Source organism: Fortiea contorta PCC 7126 (genome assembly GCF_000332295.1).
GTDB lineage: Bacteria > Cyanobacteriota > Cyanobacteriia > Cyanobacteriales > Nostocaceae > Fortiea > Fortiea contorta.
The window spans coordinates 1,390,488-1,406,916 of the sequence record NZ_KB235930.1; the positions used below are offsets into that span (position 1 = coordinate 1,390,488).

At 44.4% G+C, this 16,429-nt stretch carries 16 protein-coding genes, 1 tRNA gene and 1 pseudogene; 7 read left to right on the forward strand and 11 right to left on the reverse strand.

What is annotated here, in order from left to right:
• Positions 1 to 24: 24 nt before the first annotated feature.
• Both MIC7126_RS0106675 and MIC7126_RS0106680 read right to left on the reverse strand, forming a co-directional pair.
• The gene (locus tag MIC7126_RS0106675) at positions 25 to 237 is read right to left on the reverse strand and encodes a type II toxin-antitoxin system HicA family toxin (RefSeq protein ID WP_017652358.1); all 213 of its coding nucleotides are present in this window, start codon (positions 235 to 237) and stop codon (positions 25 to 27) included.
• Positions 234 to 440 (reverse strand): type II toxin-antitoxin system HicB family antitoxin, encoded by a 207-nt coding sequence (locus tag MIC7126_RS0106680; RefSeq protein ID WP_017652359.1) that lies wholly within the window; start codon positions 438 to 440, stop codon positions 234 to 236. The genes MIC7126_RS0106675 and MIC7126_RS0106680 overlap by 4 nt, the downstream gene beginning before the upstream one ends.
• A gap of 55 nt (positions 441 to 495) precedes the next feature.
• On the opposite strand from MIC7126_RS0106680, the gene MIC7126_RS0106685 reads away from it, so the two are divergent.
• Entirely contained in the window at positions 496 to 1,698 is a 1,203-nt protein-coding gene (locus MIC7126_RS0106685) for a Coenzyme F420 hydrogenase/dehydrogenase, beta subunit C-terminal domain (RefSeq protein WP_017652360.1), read from the forward strand.
• 59 nt (positions 1,699 to 1,757) lie between these two features.
• Here MIC7126_RS0106685 and MIC7126_RS0106690 read toward each other — a convergent pair whose 3' ends face one another.
• The gene (locus MIC7126_RS0106690; RefSeq protein ID WP_026100079.1) at positions 1,758 to 2,987 is read right to left on the reverse strand and encodes a methionine gamma-lyase family protein; all 1,230 of its coding nucleotides are present in this window, start codon (positions 2,985 to 2,987) and stop codon (positions 1,758 to 1,760) included.
• Positions 2,988 to 3,072: 85 nt separating this feature from the next.
• Here MIC7126_RS0106690 and MIC7126_RS0106695 point away from each other — a divergent pair, with 85 nt between their 5' ends.
• The 6 genes and pseudogenes from MIC7126_RS0106695 to MIC7126_RS31875 all read left to right on the forward strand — a co-directional run bounded on the left by MIC7126_RS0106695 (position 3,073) and on the right by MIC7126_RS31875 (position 7,893).
• Complete coding sequence (locus MIC7126_RS0106695; protein ID WP_017652362.1) at positions 3,073 to 3,891, forward strand: acyl-CoA desaturase; 819 nt, start codon at positions 3,073 to 3,075, stop codon at positions 3,889 to 3,891.
• Positions 3,892 to 4,120: 229 nt separating this feature from the next.
• Complete coding sequence (locus MIC7126_RS0106700; RefSeq protein WP_017652363.1) at positions 4,121 to 5,173, forward strand: fatty acid desaturase; 1,053 nt, start codon at positions 4,121 to 4,123, stop codon at positions 5,171 to 5,173.
• Between the two features lie 169 nt (positions 5,174 to 5,342).
• Entirely contained in the window at positions 5,343 to 6,494 is a 1,152-nt protein-coding gene (locus MIC7126_RS27175; RefSeq protein ID WP_274517501.1) for a DUF3474 domain-containing protein, read from the forward strand.
• Between the two features lie 253 nt (positions 6,495 to 6,747).
• Positions 6,748 to 6,993, forward strand: coding sequence for a PDDEXK family nuclease (locus MIC7126_RS30220; protein WP_017652365.1), 246 nt, complete (start codon positions 6,748 to 6,750; stop codon positions 6,991 to 6,993).
• Positions 6,994 to 7,389: 396 nt separating this feature from the next.
• A pseudogene (locus MIC7126_RS31870) lies at positions 7,390 to 7,641 on the forward strand (DMT family transporter); the annotation flags it as partial.
• 51 nt (positions 7,642 to 7,692) lie between these two features.
• On the forward strand, positions 7,693 to 7,893 hold the full coding sequence (locus MIC7126_RS31875; protein WP_238553712.1) for a hypothetical protein: 201 nt from the start codon (positions 7,693 to 7,695) through the stop codon (positions 7,891 to 7,893).
• Between the two features lie 134 nt (positions 7,894 to 8,027).
• Here the strand turns inward: MIC7126_RS31875 and MIC7126_RS29095 are convergent, their stop codons facing one another.
• The 8 genes from MIC7126_RS29095 to ribH form a co-directional block, all read right to left on the reverse strand.
• Complete coding sequence (locus MIC7126_RS29095) at positions 8,028 to 9,569, reverse strand: SDR family NAD(P)-dependent oxidoreductase (RefSeq protein WP_017652367.1); 1,542 nt, start codon at positions 9,567 to 9,569, stop codon at positions 8,028 to 8,030.
• Positions 9,569 to 10,201 (reverse strand): class II aldolase/adducin family protein, encoded by a 633-nt coding sequence (locus MIC7126_RS0106725; protein WP_040630041.1) that lies wholly within the window; start codon positions 10,199 to 10,201, stop codon positions 9,569 to 9,571. Before MIC7126_RS0106725 ends, MIC7126_RS29095 begins: the two co-directional genes overlap by 1 nt.
• An 8-nt stretch (positions 10,202 to 10,209) precedes the next feature.
• Positions 10,210 to 11,406, reverse strand: a complete 1,197-nt coding sequence (locus tag MIC7126_RS0106730; RefSeq protein ID WP_017652369.1) for an aromatic ring-hydroxylating oxygenase subunit alpha — start codon at positions 11,404 to 11,406, stop codon at positions 10,210 to 10,212.
• A gap of 364 nt (positions 11,407 to 11,770) precedes the next feature.
• Positions 11,771 to 12,634 carry an SAM hydrolase/SAM-dependent halogenase family protein gene (locus MIC7126_RS0106735; RefSeq protein WP_017652370.1) on the reverse strand — a complete coding sequence of 288 codons (864 nt, stop codon included), beginning with the start codon at positions 12,632 to 12,634 and terminating at the stop codon, positions 11,771 to 11,773.
• Positions 12,635 to 13,445: 811 nt separating this feature from the next.
• Entirely contained in the window at positions 13,446 to 14,711 is a 1,266-nt protein-coding gene (locus MIC7126_RS0106740) for a glutamate-5-semialdehyde dehydrogenase (RefSeq protein WP_017652371.1), read from the reverse strand.
• A 4-nt stretch (positions 14,712 to 14,715) separates the two neighbouring features.
• Positions 14,716 to 15,123, reverse strand: coding sequence for a hypothetical protein (locus MIC7126_RS0106745; RefSeq protein ID WP_017652372.1), 408 nt, complete (start codon positions 15,121 to 15,123; stop codon positions 14,716 to 14,718).
• Positions 15,124 to 15,523: 400 nt separating this feature from the next.
• Positions 15,524 to 15,595 (reverse strand) — tRNA-Gly (locus MIC7126_RS0106750).
• Between the two features lie 112 nt (positions 15,596 to 15,707).
• On the reverse strand, positions 15,708 to 16,286 hold the full coding sequence (gene ribH / locus MIC7126_RS0106755) for a 6,7-dimethyl-8-ribityllumazine synthase (RefSeq protein ID WP_017652373.1): 579 nt from the start codon (positions 16,284 to 16,286) through the stop codon (positions 15,708 to 15,710).
• Positions 16,287 to 16,429 lie beyond the last annotated feature (143 nt).

A 16,429-nucleotide genomic window follows, 5' to 3' on the forward strand; every position in this document is an offset into this window, starting at 1 on the left:
AAATTAAGTACGAACCCCATACCATCACAAATCTTCAGGTGTTAAACCCGTCGCTTTAGCAATTCTTGCTAACATTCGAGGCCCAATTTCTTCACTATCATGAAAGGCAAACACAAAATCATCCCAACCAGGACGTATGAGAATTTTATGGGAACCTGACTGGCGTTTAATCTCCCAACCAATACGCAGCAAAGCAGCCAGGACACGCTTTGCTTTTGTGCTAGACCACTGACTCATACAGCAGCAAACGAAACACTTAATAATTTTGGCGTTACTTCCCCATGCTCTAGCTTATCTGCCAAAACCCGCAGCGCTAAAGCTTGAACCCTAGCAACTGCTTCCTCTTTAGTTTGTCCATAAGCCAACACACCAGGAAAATCAATCACCTCAGCTATAAAGCGTCCATCCTCTTCTTGTTCAATCTCGATTGTGAAGTGCATAGCCTGTGACGGTATGGTAATAAAAGCGAAGCCTGGATAAAACAAGCAATTTGATATGACCTCAGTTGATTCTAACAAACACAAAAAAGCCAGAGCCTTAAAACCCACCAGCCGCCGCCCAGCCAAAGAACTTTGCAGCGAGTGCGGACTGTGCGATACATATTACATCCACTACGTCAAAGAAGCCTGCGCCTTCATCAATCAACAAATCGGCGAACTCGAAACCCAAACCCATACCCGCCCCCGCAACCTCGACAACCCTGACGAACTCTACTTTGGTGTCCACCAAGACATGATGGCCGCGCGGAAACAACAACCCATCGAAGGCGCACAATGGACAGGTATCGTCAGCAGCCTTGCCATTGAAATGCTCAACCGTGGCATAGTTGAAGGCGTCGTCTGCGTGCAAAACACCAAAGAAGACCGCTTCCAACCCATGCCTGTCATCGCCCGCACCCCCGAAGAAATACTAGCAGCGCGAGTAAACAAACCTACACTCTCCCCCAACCTTTCCGTATTAGAACAGATAGAAAAATCCGGGATGAAACGCCTACTAGTAATTGGCGTAGGTTGCCAAATTCAAGCACTCAGAGCCGTAGAAAAACAACTAGGCTTAGAAAAACTTTACGTTTTGGGTACACCATGCGTAGATAACGTCACCCGCGCCGGACTGCAAAAATTCCTAGAAACCACCAGCCGATCGCCTGACACAGTAGAACACTACGAATTCATGCAAGACTTTCGGGTTCACTTCAAACACGAAGACGGCTCCACAGAAACAGTACCCTTCTTCGGCTTAAAAACCAACAAACTTAAAGATGTTTTCGCCCCATCCTGCATGAGCTGCTTTGATTACGTCAACTCCTTAGCAGATTTAGTTGTCGGCTACATGGGCGCGCCCTTCGGTTGGCAATGGATTGTGGTGAGAAATGATACAGGGCAAGAAATGCTGGACTTAGTGAAAGACCAGATAGACACCCAGCCTGTGATGTCCCAAGGAAACCGCAAAGAAGCCGTACAACAAAGCATACCAGCTTACGATAAAGCCGTGACCCTACCCATGTGGGCGGCGAAACTGATGGGTGTGGTGATTGAGAAAATCGGGCCTAAGGGCTTGGAGTATGCGAGGTTTTCCATTGATTCCCACTTTACCCGGAATTATTTGTATGTGAAGCGGAATTATCCGGGTAAGCTGGAAGCACATGTGCCAGAGTTTGCCAAGCGTATCGTGGGGCAGTATAAGTTACCGGAGGAGTAGTTCACGCAAAGGCGCAAAGGCGCAAAGAAGGTTCCTTGCATCTTTGTGCGAAAAAATTCTTAAGCCAACCCCACAGCATCGATCGCCGCCTCCAATGCGATCGCTACATGCGTCCAATGCGTCCCCCCCTGACAATAAACCACATAAGGTTCCCGTAAAGGCCCATCCGCTGAAAACTCTAAAGTACTACCCTCAATAAACGTCCCCCCAGCCATGACTACTTGGCTTTCATACCCCGGCATTTCATCAGGAATTGGGTCTAAATAAGAACCTATAGGCGAATTCTGCTGCACAGCTTTACAGAAGGCTATCAGCTTTTGGGCAGAACCAAGTTTAATTGCTTGGATGACATCCCGGCGGGGTGCTAGAGGTGCGGGATTGACTGGATAGCCGAGTTTGTCAAATACATAACCAGTGAGGTGAGTTCCTTTCATCGCCTCGCCTACCATCTGGGGTGCGAGAAATAATCCTTGGAATAGCAACCTATTTTGGTCAAATGTAGCACCACCGTAGCTACCGATACCAGGGGCGGTGAGGCGACAAGCGGCGGCTTCGACTAAATCAGCACGTCCGGCTATGTAGCCACCTGCGGTAACTATTGTCCCACCGGGATTTTTAATTAATGACCCCGCCATCAGGTCGGTGCCTACGGTTGTGGGTTCTCTGGTTTCGATGAATTCGCCGTAGCAATTGTCTACAAAGCAAACGGTGTGGGGATTTTGTTGTTTGACTATATTGACAATTTTCTCAATTTCGGCAATGGATAAACTGGGTCGCCAGGAATAGCCGCAAGAGCGTTGAATTAATACTAGGCGGGTGTTTTGATTGATGCTATTAGATAATGTTTGCCAATCTATAGTTCCTGCTGCGGTTAGGTCTAATTGGCGGTATTTTATGCCAAACTCAATTAGGGAACCTTGTCCTTGACCCCTTAAACCAATGACTTCTTCGAGTGTATCGTAGGGAGCGCCAGCTACTGCTAACATTTCGTTTCCAGGACGGAGTATACCAAATAAGGAACAAGCGATCGCGTGAGTTCCTGATACAAACTGTACCCGTACTGCTGCTGCTTCGGCACCCATCGCTGCTGCAAAAACTTTATCTAAGGTTTCTCGTCCTAAGTCATCGTGGCCGTATCCACTTACACCGGCGAAGTGGTGCGCCCCGACGCGGTGATGACGAAAGGCGTTCAGCACTTTTTGCAGATTCTGCTTGACCTGAGTGTCAATTCCAGAAAAAATCTCTAACAGTGCCTGTTCTGCTTGCTGCAGCTGTTCTAAGCTGTTCATTGGTTCCTCGTTCACAAAAAACATAAAATATGCGGATTTGTCAATCACGCAATTTAAACTTATCCATTCCTAATAAGGTTCCTGCATGAGTATTGCTACCTCAACCAAAGCTCAAATTAACTGGGTTAATACCCTGTTTTTCATTGCTCTACACTTCGGTGCTCTGTTTGCTTTAGTTCCTGGTAACTTTAGCTGGAATGCAGTTGGTGTAGCTTTATTTCTTTACTGGGTGACTGGTGGTTTGGGTATTACCCTGGGATTTCACCGTCTCGTCACTCACCGCAGTTTTCAAACTCCCAAGTGGTTAGAGTATGTCCTGGTTTTTTTTGGGACTCTCGCTTGTCAAGGAGGGCCGATTGAATGGGTTGGTACGCACCGGATGCATCATTTGCACTCGGATACTGAAAAAGACCCCCATGATTCTAATCAAGGGTTCTGGTGGAGCCATATGGGTTGGCTGATTTATAACTCGCCCACTCAACCTGATGTTCCTCGTTTCACTAAAGATATTTCCGAAGACCCAGTTTATCAGTTTTTACAAAAATATTTCATTCTCATTCAGTTTGCCCTGGCTGTATTGTTATTAGCCTTGGGTGGTTGGTCGTTTGTTGTTTGGGGAATTTTTGTGCGGATTGTCTGGGTTTATCACTGCACTTGGTTAGTTAACAGTGCTACTCACAAGTTTGGTTATCGCAGTCATGAATCAGGCGATCGCTCAACTAACTGTTGGTGGGTCGCTGTTTTAGTGTTCGGTGAAGGCTGGCACAATAACCACCATGCTTATCAATATTCAGCTCGTCACGGCTTGGAATGGTGGGAAATTGACCTCACTTGGATGACTATTCAATTACTGCAAATATTTGGATTAGCTACAAATGTGAAGCTAGCAGATAAGAAAATGTAATTTAATTGTCGAGGGTCAATAGTCAAACGTTAATATATCCTTGACGTTTGGCTGTTGACTAAGCACAGTTGATTGATGATGAAGCTTTTTTAGTAACCAATATCCATTCGTCAATTATGAAAAAGGGGTAGCGTAGGTTGCTATAATCCAAGACGCTGATGTTACGAAACATTGCGGCAAGTTACTTTTTAGTGACTTGGTGGTAAGTTATGTTGTTTTTCAGGTTTTCATGACTACATCAACAATAAACACCCAAGAACAAGCTTATAACCAGGGCGATTCTGACCTGAAGCTAAAAGATATTATCAAAACCCTGCCAAAGGAATGTTTTCAAAAAGATAGCCGTAAAGCTTGGACAAGGGTAATACTCAGTGTTTTGATGGTAGCCTTGGGCTATTTTTTCCTCACAATTAGTCCTTGGTTTCTCTTACCTGTTGCTTGGATTTTTACGGGCACAGCTTTAACAGGATTTTTTGTCATTGCTCATGATTGTGGTCATCGTTCGTTTGCTAACCGTCGCTGGGTGAACGATTTGGTTGGGCACATATTTTTAATGCCTCTGATTTATCCTTTTCATAGTTGGCGGATTAAACATAATTATCATCATACTCATACCAATAAGCTGGATGAGGATAATGCTTGGCATCCTATCAGACCAGAAGTGTTTGAAACTTGGACGCCGTTCAGACAATCTGTTTTTAAAGGATTCATGCGTAACCGTTTCTGGTGGGTGGGTTCCATCGGACATTGGGCGGTTGTGCATTTTGATTGGCGGAATTTTGCCAAAAAAGACCAATCAAGTATCAAGCTTTCTGTGGCTGTGGTAATTGTATTTGCTGCTATTACTTTTCCTTTACTAATCGCTACAACTGGTATTTGGGGTTTTGTTAAATTCTGGCTTTTACCTTGGTTGGTCTATCATTTCTGGATGAGCACTTTCACTATTGTTCACCACACCTTTGCTGATGTTCCTTTTGTGGTAAGTACTAAATGGAATGAGGCTTTAGCGCAGTTGGGTGGTACGATTCACTGTGATTATCCTCGTTGGGTAGAAATCCTGTGCCACGATATCAACGTGCATGTTCCTCACCATATTTCTACTGCTATTCCTTCTTATAATTTGCGGATGGCTTATAGCAGCATTAAGGAAAACTGGGGGGACTATTTACATGATGAATTTAAGTTTTCTTGGCCGTTAATGAAGCAAATTACAGACCAATGTCAATTGTATATAACTGACAATGGTTATCAGACTTTTGACGCATATTACACACAAAAATAAGGTAACATAGCTGATTTTCAGATCACTTTGCTATGTTTTGTGTGTCTATAAAACCTTTATCCTGTGATTTAAATAGATTCTGGTAATTCTTACTCATAAACTTGATTTGTGAAATTACCAGACAATACTTTTGTGCGAGTGACTAAAAACATTGCAGAGGTGAAGATTTATTCATCTCAAATCTTGTCCGCTTTATATCCAACAACAGAATCCAGTGTCGTCAAATACCGTCAATCTCAACCATATCGAAAGTTCTGAATCCTCTCTAGATTCAACTAAACTACCTTTTACTCTGCAAGATTTAAAAGCTGCTATCCCTGCTGAATGTTTTCAGCCAAATGTAGCCAAATCGCTTTTCTACTTTATTCGTGACATCCTGATTATCGGGCTGCTTTATGCAGTTGCTAATTACCTGGATTCTTGGTTTTTCTGGCCGATTTTTTGGCTAATGCAAGGAACAATGTTTTGGGCTTTGTTTGTAGTTGGACATGATTGCGGACATCAATCTTTTTCTAAGCATAAATGGCTGAATGATTTGATTGGGCATTTGTCCCATACACCGATTCTAGTTCCTTATCACGGTTGGCGAATTAGCCATAGAACTCACCATAAAAATACTGGCAATATCGATAATGATGAAAGCTGGTATCCTGTGACGGAATCACAGTATCAGGAAATGCCTTTGGCACAAAAGATAGGTCGATATTACGTGTTTTTATTGGCTTATCCGGTGTACCTTTTTAAGCGTTCTCCTAATAAGGAAGGTTCCCATTTTTCCCCTAATAGCCCTCTTTTTAAACCTGCAGAAAAATGGGATATCATCACCAGCACTACGCTGTGGCTGGGGATGGTAGCTTTGCTTGGTTTCCTGACATATCAATGGGGTTGGATGTGGTTGTTGAAAAATTACGCCGCACCTTACATTGTGTTTGTAATTTGGCTAGATTTAGTGACTTTTTTACACCACACTGAACCAGAACTTCCTTGGTATCGTGGCGAAGATTGGACTTTCCTCAAAGGTGCAATTTCTAGCATTGACCGAGATTATGGTTTTGTTAACCACATCCATCATGATATAGGTACTCATGTTGCTCACCACATATTCTTGAACATCCCTCACTACAATTTGCTCAAAGCAACTGAGGCGATTAAACCAATTATGGGTGAATACTTCCACAAGTCAGAAGAACCTATTTGGAAGTCTTTATGGCGTTCAGCTATTAGCTGTCATTTTGTTCCTGACACTGGCGGACAAGTTTACTATACGTCCAATAATAAGTATAGCAGGGAACTCTTAAGAGGGAACAGGCAACAGAGTTAAAAGTCGCTGTCTTGAAAAGTGACGCTCCTCTCTTGGAAAGTTCTGAGCGGAGGAAGCCTCCGCTCCGACTTTTCGCTTTGTATAAGTGTTTTATCGTTGATTCATCTGCTAGCCTATGTGGCTACGGCTATAAATTGTCTCTCATACTAGAAGTCTGAGGCTATACAAACGAAGTCCGCTTGCGCGGACTTTTTTTGTCTAGTTTCAGGGCTTATAATTATGAGGTATAAATAAAATATATCTAAAAAATTTTATGACCCTGACTATTGAAGACCTAGAAAAACTACAACAAAAACTACAAGATGAAGAGCAAAACTTTCAAATAGAACTGCAAGAGGAAAATATTTTAGTGATGAGTCCGTCAGATATTGAATCTAGTAAAATCGGCGCTCAGTTAATATTTTTATTTTTATTGTGGGTTAAATGCTTGGGATTGACTAAATCCAGGGCAGTTGCAATGATAACATCAACCATTTTTGAATTAGTCGAAGAAAACTGACGTGAAAAAGCTTTAAGTTGTTACCACCAGTGTTCCATGGGGTTAAAGTCAGGAGAATAAAGTGACTGGTAAAGAACACTTGCACGCCCCAGATTGAATCAATGGTTCGATTTCTACAACTTTATGGGCTGGAAAATTATCCATTACAACAACAGCGCTTTTCCGTAGTTATTGAAGTTAGGGCGACAGGCAAATGGTTATAAAACAGCCCAAAAAGCCCACTAGAGAGGAATTTGCTTAACTGGACAGGTGAAGCGCGTAGGCGGATCCCGCCGCAGGCATCGCTGATTTGTGGTATAATAAATCTCCAATACCCTAGCAAGTTGCTAATAATAATTTAAGTTTAATAACTATACTGTTTCTATTTAGAGGTAAACAATGTTCGCTTGGATATATATGATTTTAGCAATCCTTCTAGAAGTAGCAGGCACTACTTGTATGAAATTCTCAGAAGGATTCACTAGAGTATGGCCTTCAATTTTCATATTCGTCTTCTATGCTCTTTGTTTTAGCATATTGACGCTCGCTCTGAAAACAATTGAGATCAGTCTTGCATATGCAGTATGGTCTGGTTTAGGAACAGTCTTAACAGTATCCATAGGAATTTTGTGGTTTCAGGAGTCAGTAAATCTCGTAAAAATATTATCAATCGTAGTCATATTAATAGGAGTGATTGGTCTGCACATAAGTCATGAACCTGTGTCTCAAGAAGAAGGGATTTTGTCAAGTGTTGGTACTAGTGTTGACCAACTCCAAACTACGCAGCCGAGCAAAACACAAGATATACTTCCTCCGGCTTTAATAATGCCGGAGTCGGTAGAATGCCCAGAAAGTGTAGAATACCCGGAAAGTGATGTCACTATACCCAAAGGAGCGAATTCGCGCTTTGTTTCTTCGTGAGGTAACAGTTGGTTGTCTTTATCGATAACTCGGACATAAAGCAACTTGGTTAGTACTATTTTGGGGTTTACTCCGATTTACTACGATATGTTGTTACGCCGTTTTGCGGTCTCCTACATGTACTAAGCTCAATGCTACTGATCACGTGGCTCGATCAGGACTTCGTTAATTCCGACATTGGGCTTTGCCATAACTGCACCAACAATGCAGTCAGCGACGTCAAACGGGTTGAGCAACTGTGTGTCCGAAGCCCACCCATGTCCTACTTTGAATTGCGGATTAATACCGAGTGCCTCGAGCGCCTTCGTGTCGCTGTTAGTTCGGACGAGATCCGTTCTGACATCCCCCGGCTGAACATCGGTTATTTTGATACCTTTTCCACGGAACTCGTTGCGCAGATTCTGTGACAGAGTGGTGACAAAAGCCTTTGATGCACAATACAACGACAACCCTGCGAACGGTGTCTTGGCGGCATCACTGCTGACGTTGATGATGTGACCAGATTTCTGCCGAATGAGCACAGGCAGGACAGCGCCGATGCAGTTAACCACTCCAGTGATGTTGACATCAATAGTTCTGTCCCATTCTTCAAAAACTCCGTTCTCCAGGAAGGTATAGAACATCACGCCGGCTGCGTTGATCAGCACGTCAACACGGCCGTAACGTTCCATGGCAGTGCGAACCAAGCCCAGCGCTTGTTCGCGCTGTGTGACATCCGTCGGCGCGACGAAGCAAGCGCCACCTTGCTCCTCGATGAGCGCTTTGACTGTGTTGAGCTTGTCTGCATTCCTCGCGGCGAGGACAACGGTGGCACCATGGGCGGCCAACGCGATCGCAGTCGAGCGGCCAATGCCAGAAGACGCACCCGTGCAAATAGCCACGCGACCTTTCAACCTTTGCGATTGAATAGAATATTTTTCAGCCTGGATCAACCAGTACGTCTTGATGCCGTCCTCGATGTCTTGAAGCTTTTTCTTGAATGTTTCAACCGTCTCTTTGAACGCGGCGGCGGAATAGCGCACAGTGATTTCATCCTCGCGGGCAAGCAGACGCTCGATCTCGGCTTGCGTGTGACGAGTGTAGCTTTCAGTGTCGTCGGAAACTTGAATCCGGATGAATGTATTGCGCTCGAAGAGATCGTAATAATCTGACTGCATGAGCAGGTGATAACCCTTGCGGTCGAGCACCACCTGTTGCTCTTGGGTCAGTGGCTGATCCGAGATGCCATAGTCAGTGGCGAGGAATTTGCCTCCGGGCTTAAGCCATGATCTGATCTTTTGAAACAGTTGATTTTTTCGCTCGTTATCGAAGTGCAGCAGGGCATCTCGACAGATGATGTAGTCAAAGGAGTTGTCGTCAAAATGCGTAGCGATGACATCGCCGAGGATGAATTCACACTTAGACGAACGTTCCTCTGCCACTCGCCTGGCGTGCTCGATTAGCTCCGCTTCCTGGTCGATGCCAGTGACTTGAGCCCCATACTCATCCTCAAGATAGAAGGTGCTGCCTCCTAGACCGCAACAGATGTCCAGGATGTGCGTACTTGATCCGAGAACCTCATCAGCGAAGAGTACGGCAAGATATGCTGACCCGCCGCAGGACATGAACCCTTCACCAAAGGCCAGCTCAAATAGCCTCACTTTATCTACGCTGTATTGTTTTTCAGTGACCGTCATCACACAATTCCTGACTGTTTGAGGTTTTCGAGATACGAACTGGGGCATTCAGGTATCTGGGTTTCGTCCTGATGGACACCCAGCATCCTCGTCATCTTCGCTGCCTGCTCAAGGTTCAATGCGGTGTACAAACCCCATTCGATCGACTTGCTGCCCAACAAGCAGCCATGGTGAGCCAGCAACAAGATATCATAACCCTTTTTGAATTGATCTGAGCAGGCGGTAGCAAGCTGCTGCGTACCCGGTTGAATGAATGGCAGGGTCGCTATCCTGCCAGCAAGGTAGTAGGTATGATCGACGGTGATGGTTCTGATTTTGATATCGAAAGTGGCGAGCAGGGTAGCTTGCTGCGGGTGAAAGTGCAACAAGCATAGAAACTCTGGCCGCGCTCGATAGCCCGCAAGATGCATCGCCGTCTCGGAGGATGCTCCGCTAGGAACATTGTCTTCGAGTTTAAAGGATACAAATGAGTCAATATCAAGCTCATCAAGACACACGCCTGAACGTGTAATGGTAATCTCGTTGGCTTCTGCGTCATAGGTGGAGAGGTTGCCACCATCGGCAATGGTTAGATCGGATCTGACCATCTTTTTTCCCAGTGCGATCAGCTTGTATACGTTTTCTTCGATCATGTGAGCACTCATATAGTCCGTTGAGGGTTACCAGAGGGGGCCCGCTCGATTTGATCTAGGGATCTGGCCTGAAGGTATTGATCAATGGCTTTCAAATAGAGGCCATGAAAGTGATGAACCCCATGCTCACTTTCACCTTTGTCGTTGCCACTGCACACGACGAAACGGCCTCCTTTTTCGTAGGCAGGCGTGTTCATGCCCCGCTGCACACTTTCAATAATGTCGATATCTTCGTTTTGTAAAACTTTGTCGATATATTTGATCGCTTCCATCTGCTGAGCAGTGGGGGTTGATTCTTGGAAGAAGAAATCGAAAATTTCGATCGTCGTTTCAGCATCAACCGGAATGAAGTGCCAGACCATCCAATTAGGATCGCCTGGGTAACGTAGTAAGCCGGTATTAGGCCACAGCCACCAGAGGAAATGATCTTGGACGCTTGCCCCTTCAACGTTGTAGGCTGAGTTACTGGTCATGCTGCTCGGCCCAATTTGGCTGGAATAAATATCGTATGTTGTGACCTGGTAATTACGCATGTCCAGCAATGTTATAAGATCCTTATGGGCTACCAGACAGTGGTAGCATTCTAGGAAATTATCGACAACGATTTTCCAGTTGCCCTTAACGCGATAGGTGAGTCGGTATGAATGAGTCAGCGTCCCTAAGTCAGGGGCATATTCTAGAATTTCACGGGCTAACTCGCCGGACTGAGTGGTCAGCGGTTTCGCCTCTGGGTCAAGGTTGACGAAGACCATGTGACAGAACTCTTCGATTTGAACCGACACCATCCCGAAATCGTCACAGTGAAAGCCTTCAATGGTATTTGAATGTCGAGCCGAGTGGAGGGTTCCGTCTAGGTTGTAGACCCAAGCGTGATATGGGCAGACAAAGGTTTTAATGTTGCCTTGATCCTTCACTAGCTCATGGCCACGGTGGCGGCAAACGTTGTAAAAAGCCCGCAGCACACCTGCGTGATCGCGGACGACGACGATCGCTCGCCCCTGTATGTCGATGGCGATGTAGTCTCCTGGATGACGAAGCCGCTCAACATGGCAGACATACTGCCAACTGTTGTAAAAGATCGCCTCCCGCTCAATGTCCAGAAAATCCGGCTTGATATAGGCCCGAGCTGGCAAAGAGTACGAACATTTTGGATCACTATTAAAATTTTCAGCTAAGATTTGTAGCTCATGAATTGAGATGGTCATTTTTCAACCTCTAAATCAGGTTTGGGTATATAATAGTAGACGATTGTTGGTGCTTATTTTGGTTGGCGTGTCTGGAAAATATTAAAAAAATAAGGCTACTCGCTTAAAGCGGGACAGGAGCAACGGGAAAGTGGAGCGCTCCACCTTAAGTTCGTAACCAAAAATAATTCTCTTACTCGGTTCATAGCAAAATTCACAAGTATGAGAACATAAAAAAGCTTGCCAAAATTGAGCTTTAGCAATCTAACCTCTCTCCAGGGCTGTTTCATTCTAAATTTCGACATTTTGTGCATCAACGAGAATAAGCCGTTCTAGGCTTCAAAGATTTTAGTCTTCGATGGCTGAAACCGCCTAGCCTCATTTCCTAAATCTCGTATGAAAGCACCCAGGACTGCTTTTCATTATTATGAAAACCGCTATGAATACATAAAACTACAGAATCTCCGATTTTGATGTTAAAGGTTTCTGCAAATGATCCCATGTTTATAGCCATCTCTATTCTTCCACAATCATCCTTTAATATCAGAGGCTCCCCTTTAGCAACATCGCTAAATGTCCGACCAATTGGTAAACATAAACTTCCAGTATTAGAGTGTCTGATTTGAATGCTGTCCTTATTGTCTAATTCTAATTTTTTCCACAATTCATATTTTATATTCAGATGAACAGACCCGAAACGGCTGATTTGGATAACGGTAGCGTATACTAAGTTATCAATAACCAAAGCCTCATCATATACCGCCCTTACTAGATTGTTTACCTCAATGCTTGATCCAAATTGATCAAGTGAAACGCCATTTGATAGGTGGGCAGCAACTGGGGCAAATATATCTCGACCGTGGAATATCTGTGAAACTGGCGCTCGCATGTATGCAACATTTTCAATTGTAGTGGCTTTGACGATGCCCCCCAAAATCCTTGCTGCGGGAATTAGAATTCCGTTATCTGGCCCAAGCAACCAATCACCACGGCATGTTTCTAAGATTATCGAGTTACGGTTGAAGGAGGCACCAGGATCGCATATACATACATGAGCACCAACTGGAAGAAAAGAAACTTGCTCTAAGGTTCTTGCCGCAGCGAGTAGATTAAATGGAGGCAGTTCGTGCGTTAAATGAATAACGTGTGAGTGAGGAGATATTGACAATATAACCCCCTCCATTAGCCCTACTCCCTGACTTTGAGCACCAAAATCGCTTGTTAAACTAACAAAAGTTTTTTTTTTCATCTGGATACCTTCATGCACGGAAACTCACTCTGTTCACACTTAATAAGAAAGCGCGGCATCTGATAAAAAATCTATGTCGGCGTCTTATTTCGTGAATCGATACTGCGTATTTTGTAATTTTATTTTAATTCTGTCAAGTATATAGCTTAGGCATTGACACAAGTAGCGATCGCCTGTTTTTTCCTGATGTACTCTACTGCATCTTTTGTCTAATTTGTCAAAGCGTAAGTCCTAGAATCATCTACAAACAAAAAGATTTTTTTAATTAACGTTCCCAGGTCTATGCTAGTCATGGAAGAAGTCTGATTTGACAACTATAGTAACTTTCATCTTCTTACTTCTCCTGCATTTTTCCTAATTCAAATTAAACCAATTCGCAATTCGCAATTCGCAATTCGCAATGACGCTCGCGGACTCGCTACCGCTGCGAATCAAGCAATTCGCAATTACGTTTTGTAATGGGGGTTTAGCGCAAAGTCAGCCGGGGGGAGTATCCCCCCGGTGAACTTTGTAAGAGAGACCCCACCACAAAACTTACGGATTTTAGAATCCGGGGACTTAAACCCACGAAATTTTGTTAATTGTTATTTGTAAGTATTTATTCATACTAGCCCTGATGAGTGCAAGTTTTACCACCCTGAAATAAATTACGCTGCGTTCCCACAGCGCGTACTGGCTAGTATGGTTTAGTTGTGGCTTCGGGCGATCGCATCAAAGATGAGGTTCATAGAAATAGATCAACGAACAGATGCACAGATTACAGAGGTAAAGGTTGAAAAATTCAGTTGTACTAGTCCCCAGTCTCCAACCTCTAAAACCGTCCATTCCCCTGAATAATGTGCTTGACTGTCGTCAAGGTTTCTAAACTAATAAATCCCCGGCGGTGTCCTTTCTGGTTAGACATTCCTAAAAACACTGAATCTCCCCGCGAAGGGTTGCGGGAGAAACGCGGGGAGGCATTAATATAAGTTGAAGCGCTGTTGACTCCTAGTGCAAACTGGCGGCTTTCCTGGTATGATTCAGTAACGATACAATCAGCATGACCACTACTATGTTGATTGATGCAGGCGATCGCTACTTCTAAACTATCTACTAATTTAAACGCTACTGTCTTCGTTAAATAGGCGCTTCCCCATTCACCTTCTTTCGCTAGCTGCAATTGGGGAAAAGCTTCTACTAGTTCTGCATCGCCTCTAATTTCAAAGCCTTTGTCTTTTAAAGTGTTCCACAGCACGGCTAAGGACGATGGTAAGGCTTGGCGATGGATCAGCACTTTTTCGATGGCGTTGACTGGATCTGGTTCGCTCTCATGACTATCGATAATCATCCAGCGCACCATTTCTAAGCTACCGTTCACTGACCAATAAAGGTAACAATTGCCCATTGCTGATTTTAAAACTGGACAAGTTGCCTGTCGTACTACCTGCTGGACTAAGCTAGAACGTCCATATGGAATGACCAAGTTTAAGTACTGGTCTTGGACAACTAAATCTCGAATCGAAGCACCATGTTCTGCTGTGATCAATTCTATACAGCCCAGGGGTAGACCAACTTCGGCGATCGCATTTTGGATCACATCAGCGATCGCTGCATTGGAATGGCTAGCTTCAGTACTACCCTTGAGAATTATACTATTACCTGTTTTGATGCACAAACCTGCTGCTATCGCTCCCAAGTCTGGAAAGGCTTCATAGATAAACCCAATTACTCCCAAGGGCATTAAATGGGAGTAACTCTGGGAATCTTCTTGCTGATACTCAGCAGTTCGCACCCGTCGCAGCGGATCTGATAATTCCCCCAACCGTTGCAGAATCTCCACCGTTGTTTCTAGCCTGGTGGGAGTCAGCTTCAGCCAATCCAAAATCAATTCTGGTATCGCCATTTCCCGACTCGCTTCCAAATCCAAGGTGTTGGCTTCCAAAATATCGTCAAAGGAGCGTTCTAGCCCCTGTGCCATCGCTAACACAGCACGACTGCGGTCTACTCCCTTAGCAATTCCTAACTTGAGAGAGGCTTGATGAGCGCGTTTAGCGCTATTCATTGGTTCGGGGTAATCATCAAAAACTGCAACGGTCATTGAATTAACGTCTGTAGGTAAGCCAGACCATTAGCGCTGGCAGAATAGCTAACAGCACCGCCACCATTGCCCAGGCCATAATGCTGGAACCATTCGCCAATCGCAGTGCTAATGGCAACCATATGATCACTAGCACGAAAATAATCCCCAGTGCTATTGGCAGATAGCTTTCTCCCAGGCGCGGATGGACAACATGCCAACTATTCCCCGTCCAGCGCCAAGCGCGCTTGTAGGGATAGGTGGTGGCTAGTTGTTCTAGGACATAACCATTATCTTCTACTACGAATATTTGTTGACAGCGATCGCAACCAAATGCATCGGTCAAGGTAATAGGAATTAATCGTCCCCGGCGACGACAGGGGCAGAAATATTCCGCGTTCAAGTCGATTTTTTCAGGTTTTTGAGATTGCACAAGCGTTCTAGTAACTTGAGCGTGTTTTCACGATCGGCGATATTACCATTCCCTCGGACATAGTTTGGGTGCTGGTTTCCATATTTTTAACTTTTTTATCAGTTACTGTTGTTTGGGTAAAAGATATGTGTTTGTGGAACTTGCTGACAATTCACAACCTTGTTTAAGAAGTTATTTTTTCATTTACAGATTATTAAGATCATATTGCGTCTGCATATCTGGCACAATCTCTAGTCTAAGTCGCGACAACTTCTAAAACAACTTGTTTGGCGGGTCGCGCCAAACTCTCTCCTGCACCCAACAACGCGGCTATTTAATTAGCCTTTATCTAGTGTAGTACACTGTACAGGTATGACTCTGCTTTATTTATGGAGCACAATTTAAGTATCATTTTTTAGAAAGCGGGTAACGCGATTCGAACGCGCGACATTCACCTTGGCAAGGTGACGCTCTACCACTGAGCTATACCCGCATCAATCAACTCTAATATTCTCACATCTTTTTTGGTTTGTCAAGCTTTTTATTTGTCGGTTGTCAGTTGCTGATTTTTGGCGCTGACCACCGACTTTTCACTCATTTTTACATTAGCTCAGTTCTTCTGATTCAGCGGCATAATTACCCAGGCTAGCGCTAGGAAAAGCGGCTGGCAGAGACTGGGAATTACGGACATATGGCTCATTGAGATTAGAGCGCAATTGTCGCATCAAGCTAGCCATTTCCAGGGCGTTCATGGCATAGTCCCAACCGTGATTAGCTTTAATTCCTGCTCTTTCTAAAGCTTGCTGCATTGTATCCACTGTCAAAATGCCGAAAATCACTGGCACACCGGTTTGAAAGCTGGCGGCGGCGATACCTTTAGCAACTTCAGAAGAGACATAATCAAAGTGGGGTGTTTGTCCCCGGATGACGGCGCCTAGACAAATCACGGCGTCGTAACGGTGAGAAAGGGCTAATTGACGAGCTACTAAGGGTACTTCAAAACTTCCTGGTACCCAAATGTAGTCTACTTGATTGCCTTGAGGATTGGGGTCTACTCCGTGACGTTTCAAGCAATCTTGACATCCTTCTAGCAGCTTGACGGTAACAAGGTCATTAAATCGACCGACTACCACTGCGAACCTTAAAGGTTCTGTTTGAGTAAAAGTTCCCTCAAAAACTGCCATGACGGCCTCTCAATCAACTATAGTTCTTTGCCAATATACATTTTTGCCGTAGAGATATTAGAGCAGAAGAACACAATCACATGAAAAGCCAAGCTTTTATTGTTGATTTTGAGTCTTCTGCTCCAATGACTGCAAGTATGCTA

Excerpts from the sequence above, each read along its gene's own strand:
- MIC7126_RS0106735 (WP_017652370.1), bottom strand. The coding sequence starts at position 12,634 with ATGAAAAAAAAAACTTTTGTTAGTTTAACAAGCGATTTTGGTGCTCAA.
- MIC7126_RS0106685 (WP_017652360.1), top strand. The coding sequence starts at position 496 with ATGACCTCAGTTGATTCTAACAAACACAAAAAAGCCAGAGCCTTAAAA.
- MIC7126_RS0106690 (WP_026100079.1), bottom strand. The coding sequence starts at position 2,987 with ATGAACAGCTTAGAACAGCTGCAGCAAGCAGAACAGGCACTGTTAGAG.
- MIC7126_RS0106740 (WP_017652371.1), bottom strand. The coding sequence starts at position 14,711 with ATGACCGTTGCAGTTTTTGATGATTACCCCGAACCAATGAATAGCGCT.
- MIC7126_RS30220 (WP_017652365.1), top strand. The coding sequence starts at position 6,748 with ATGACCCTGACTATTGAAGACCTAGAAAAACTACAACAAAAACTACAA.
- ribH (WP_017652373.1), bottom strand. The coding sequence starts at position 16,286 with ATGGCAGTTTTTGAGGGAACTTTTACTCAAACAGAACCTTTAAGGTTC.
- MIC7126_RS0106700 (WP_017652363.1), top strand. The coding sequence starts at position 4,121 with ATGACTACATCAACAATAAACACCCAAGAACAAGCTTATAACCAGGGC.
- MIC7126_RS0106695 (WP_017652362.1), top strand. The coding sequence starts at position 3,073 with ATGAGTATTGCTACCTCAACCAAAGCTCAAATTAACTGGGTTAATACC.
- MIC7126_RS29095 (WP_017652367.1), bottom strand. The coding sequence starts at position 9,569 with ATGACGGTCACTGAAAAACAATACAGCGTAGATAAAGTGAGGCTATTT.
- MIC7126_RS0106675 (WP_017652358.1), bottom strand. The coding sequence starts at position 237 with ATGAGTCAGTGGTCTAGCACAAAAGCAAAGCGTGTCCTGGCTGCTTTG.
- MIC7126_RS0106725 (WP_040630041.1), bottom strand. The coding sequence starts at position 10,201 with ATGATCGAAGAAAACGTATACAAGCTGATCGCACTGGGAAAAAAGATG.
- MIC7126_RS0106730 (WP_017652369.1), bottom strand. The coding sequence starts at position 11,406 with ATGACCATCTCAATTCATGAGCTACAAATCTTAGCTGAAAATTTTAAT.
- MIC7126_RS0106680 (WP_017652359.1), bottom strand. The coding sequence starts at position 440 with ATGCACTTCACAATCGAGATTGAACAAGAAGAGGATGGACGCTTTATA.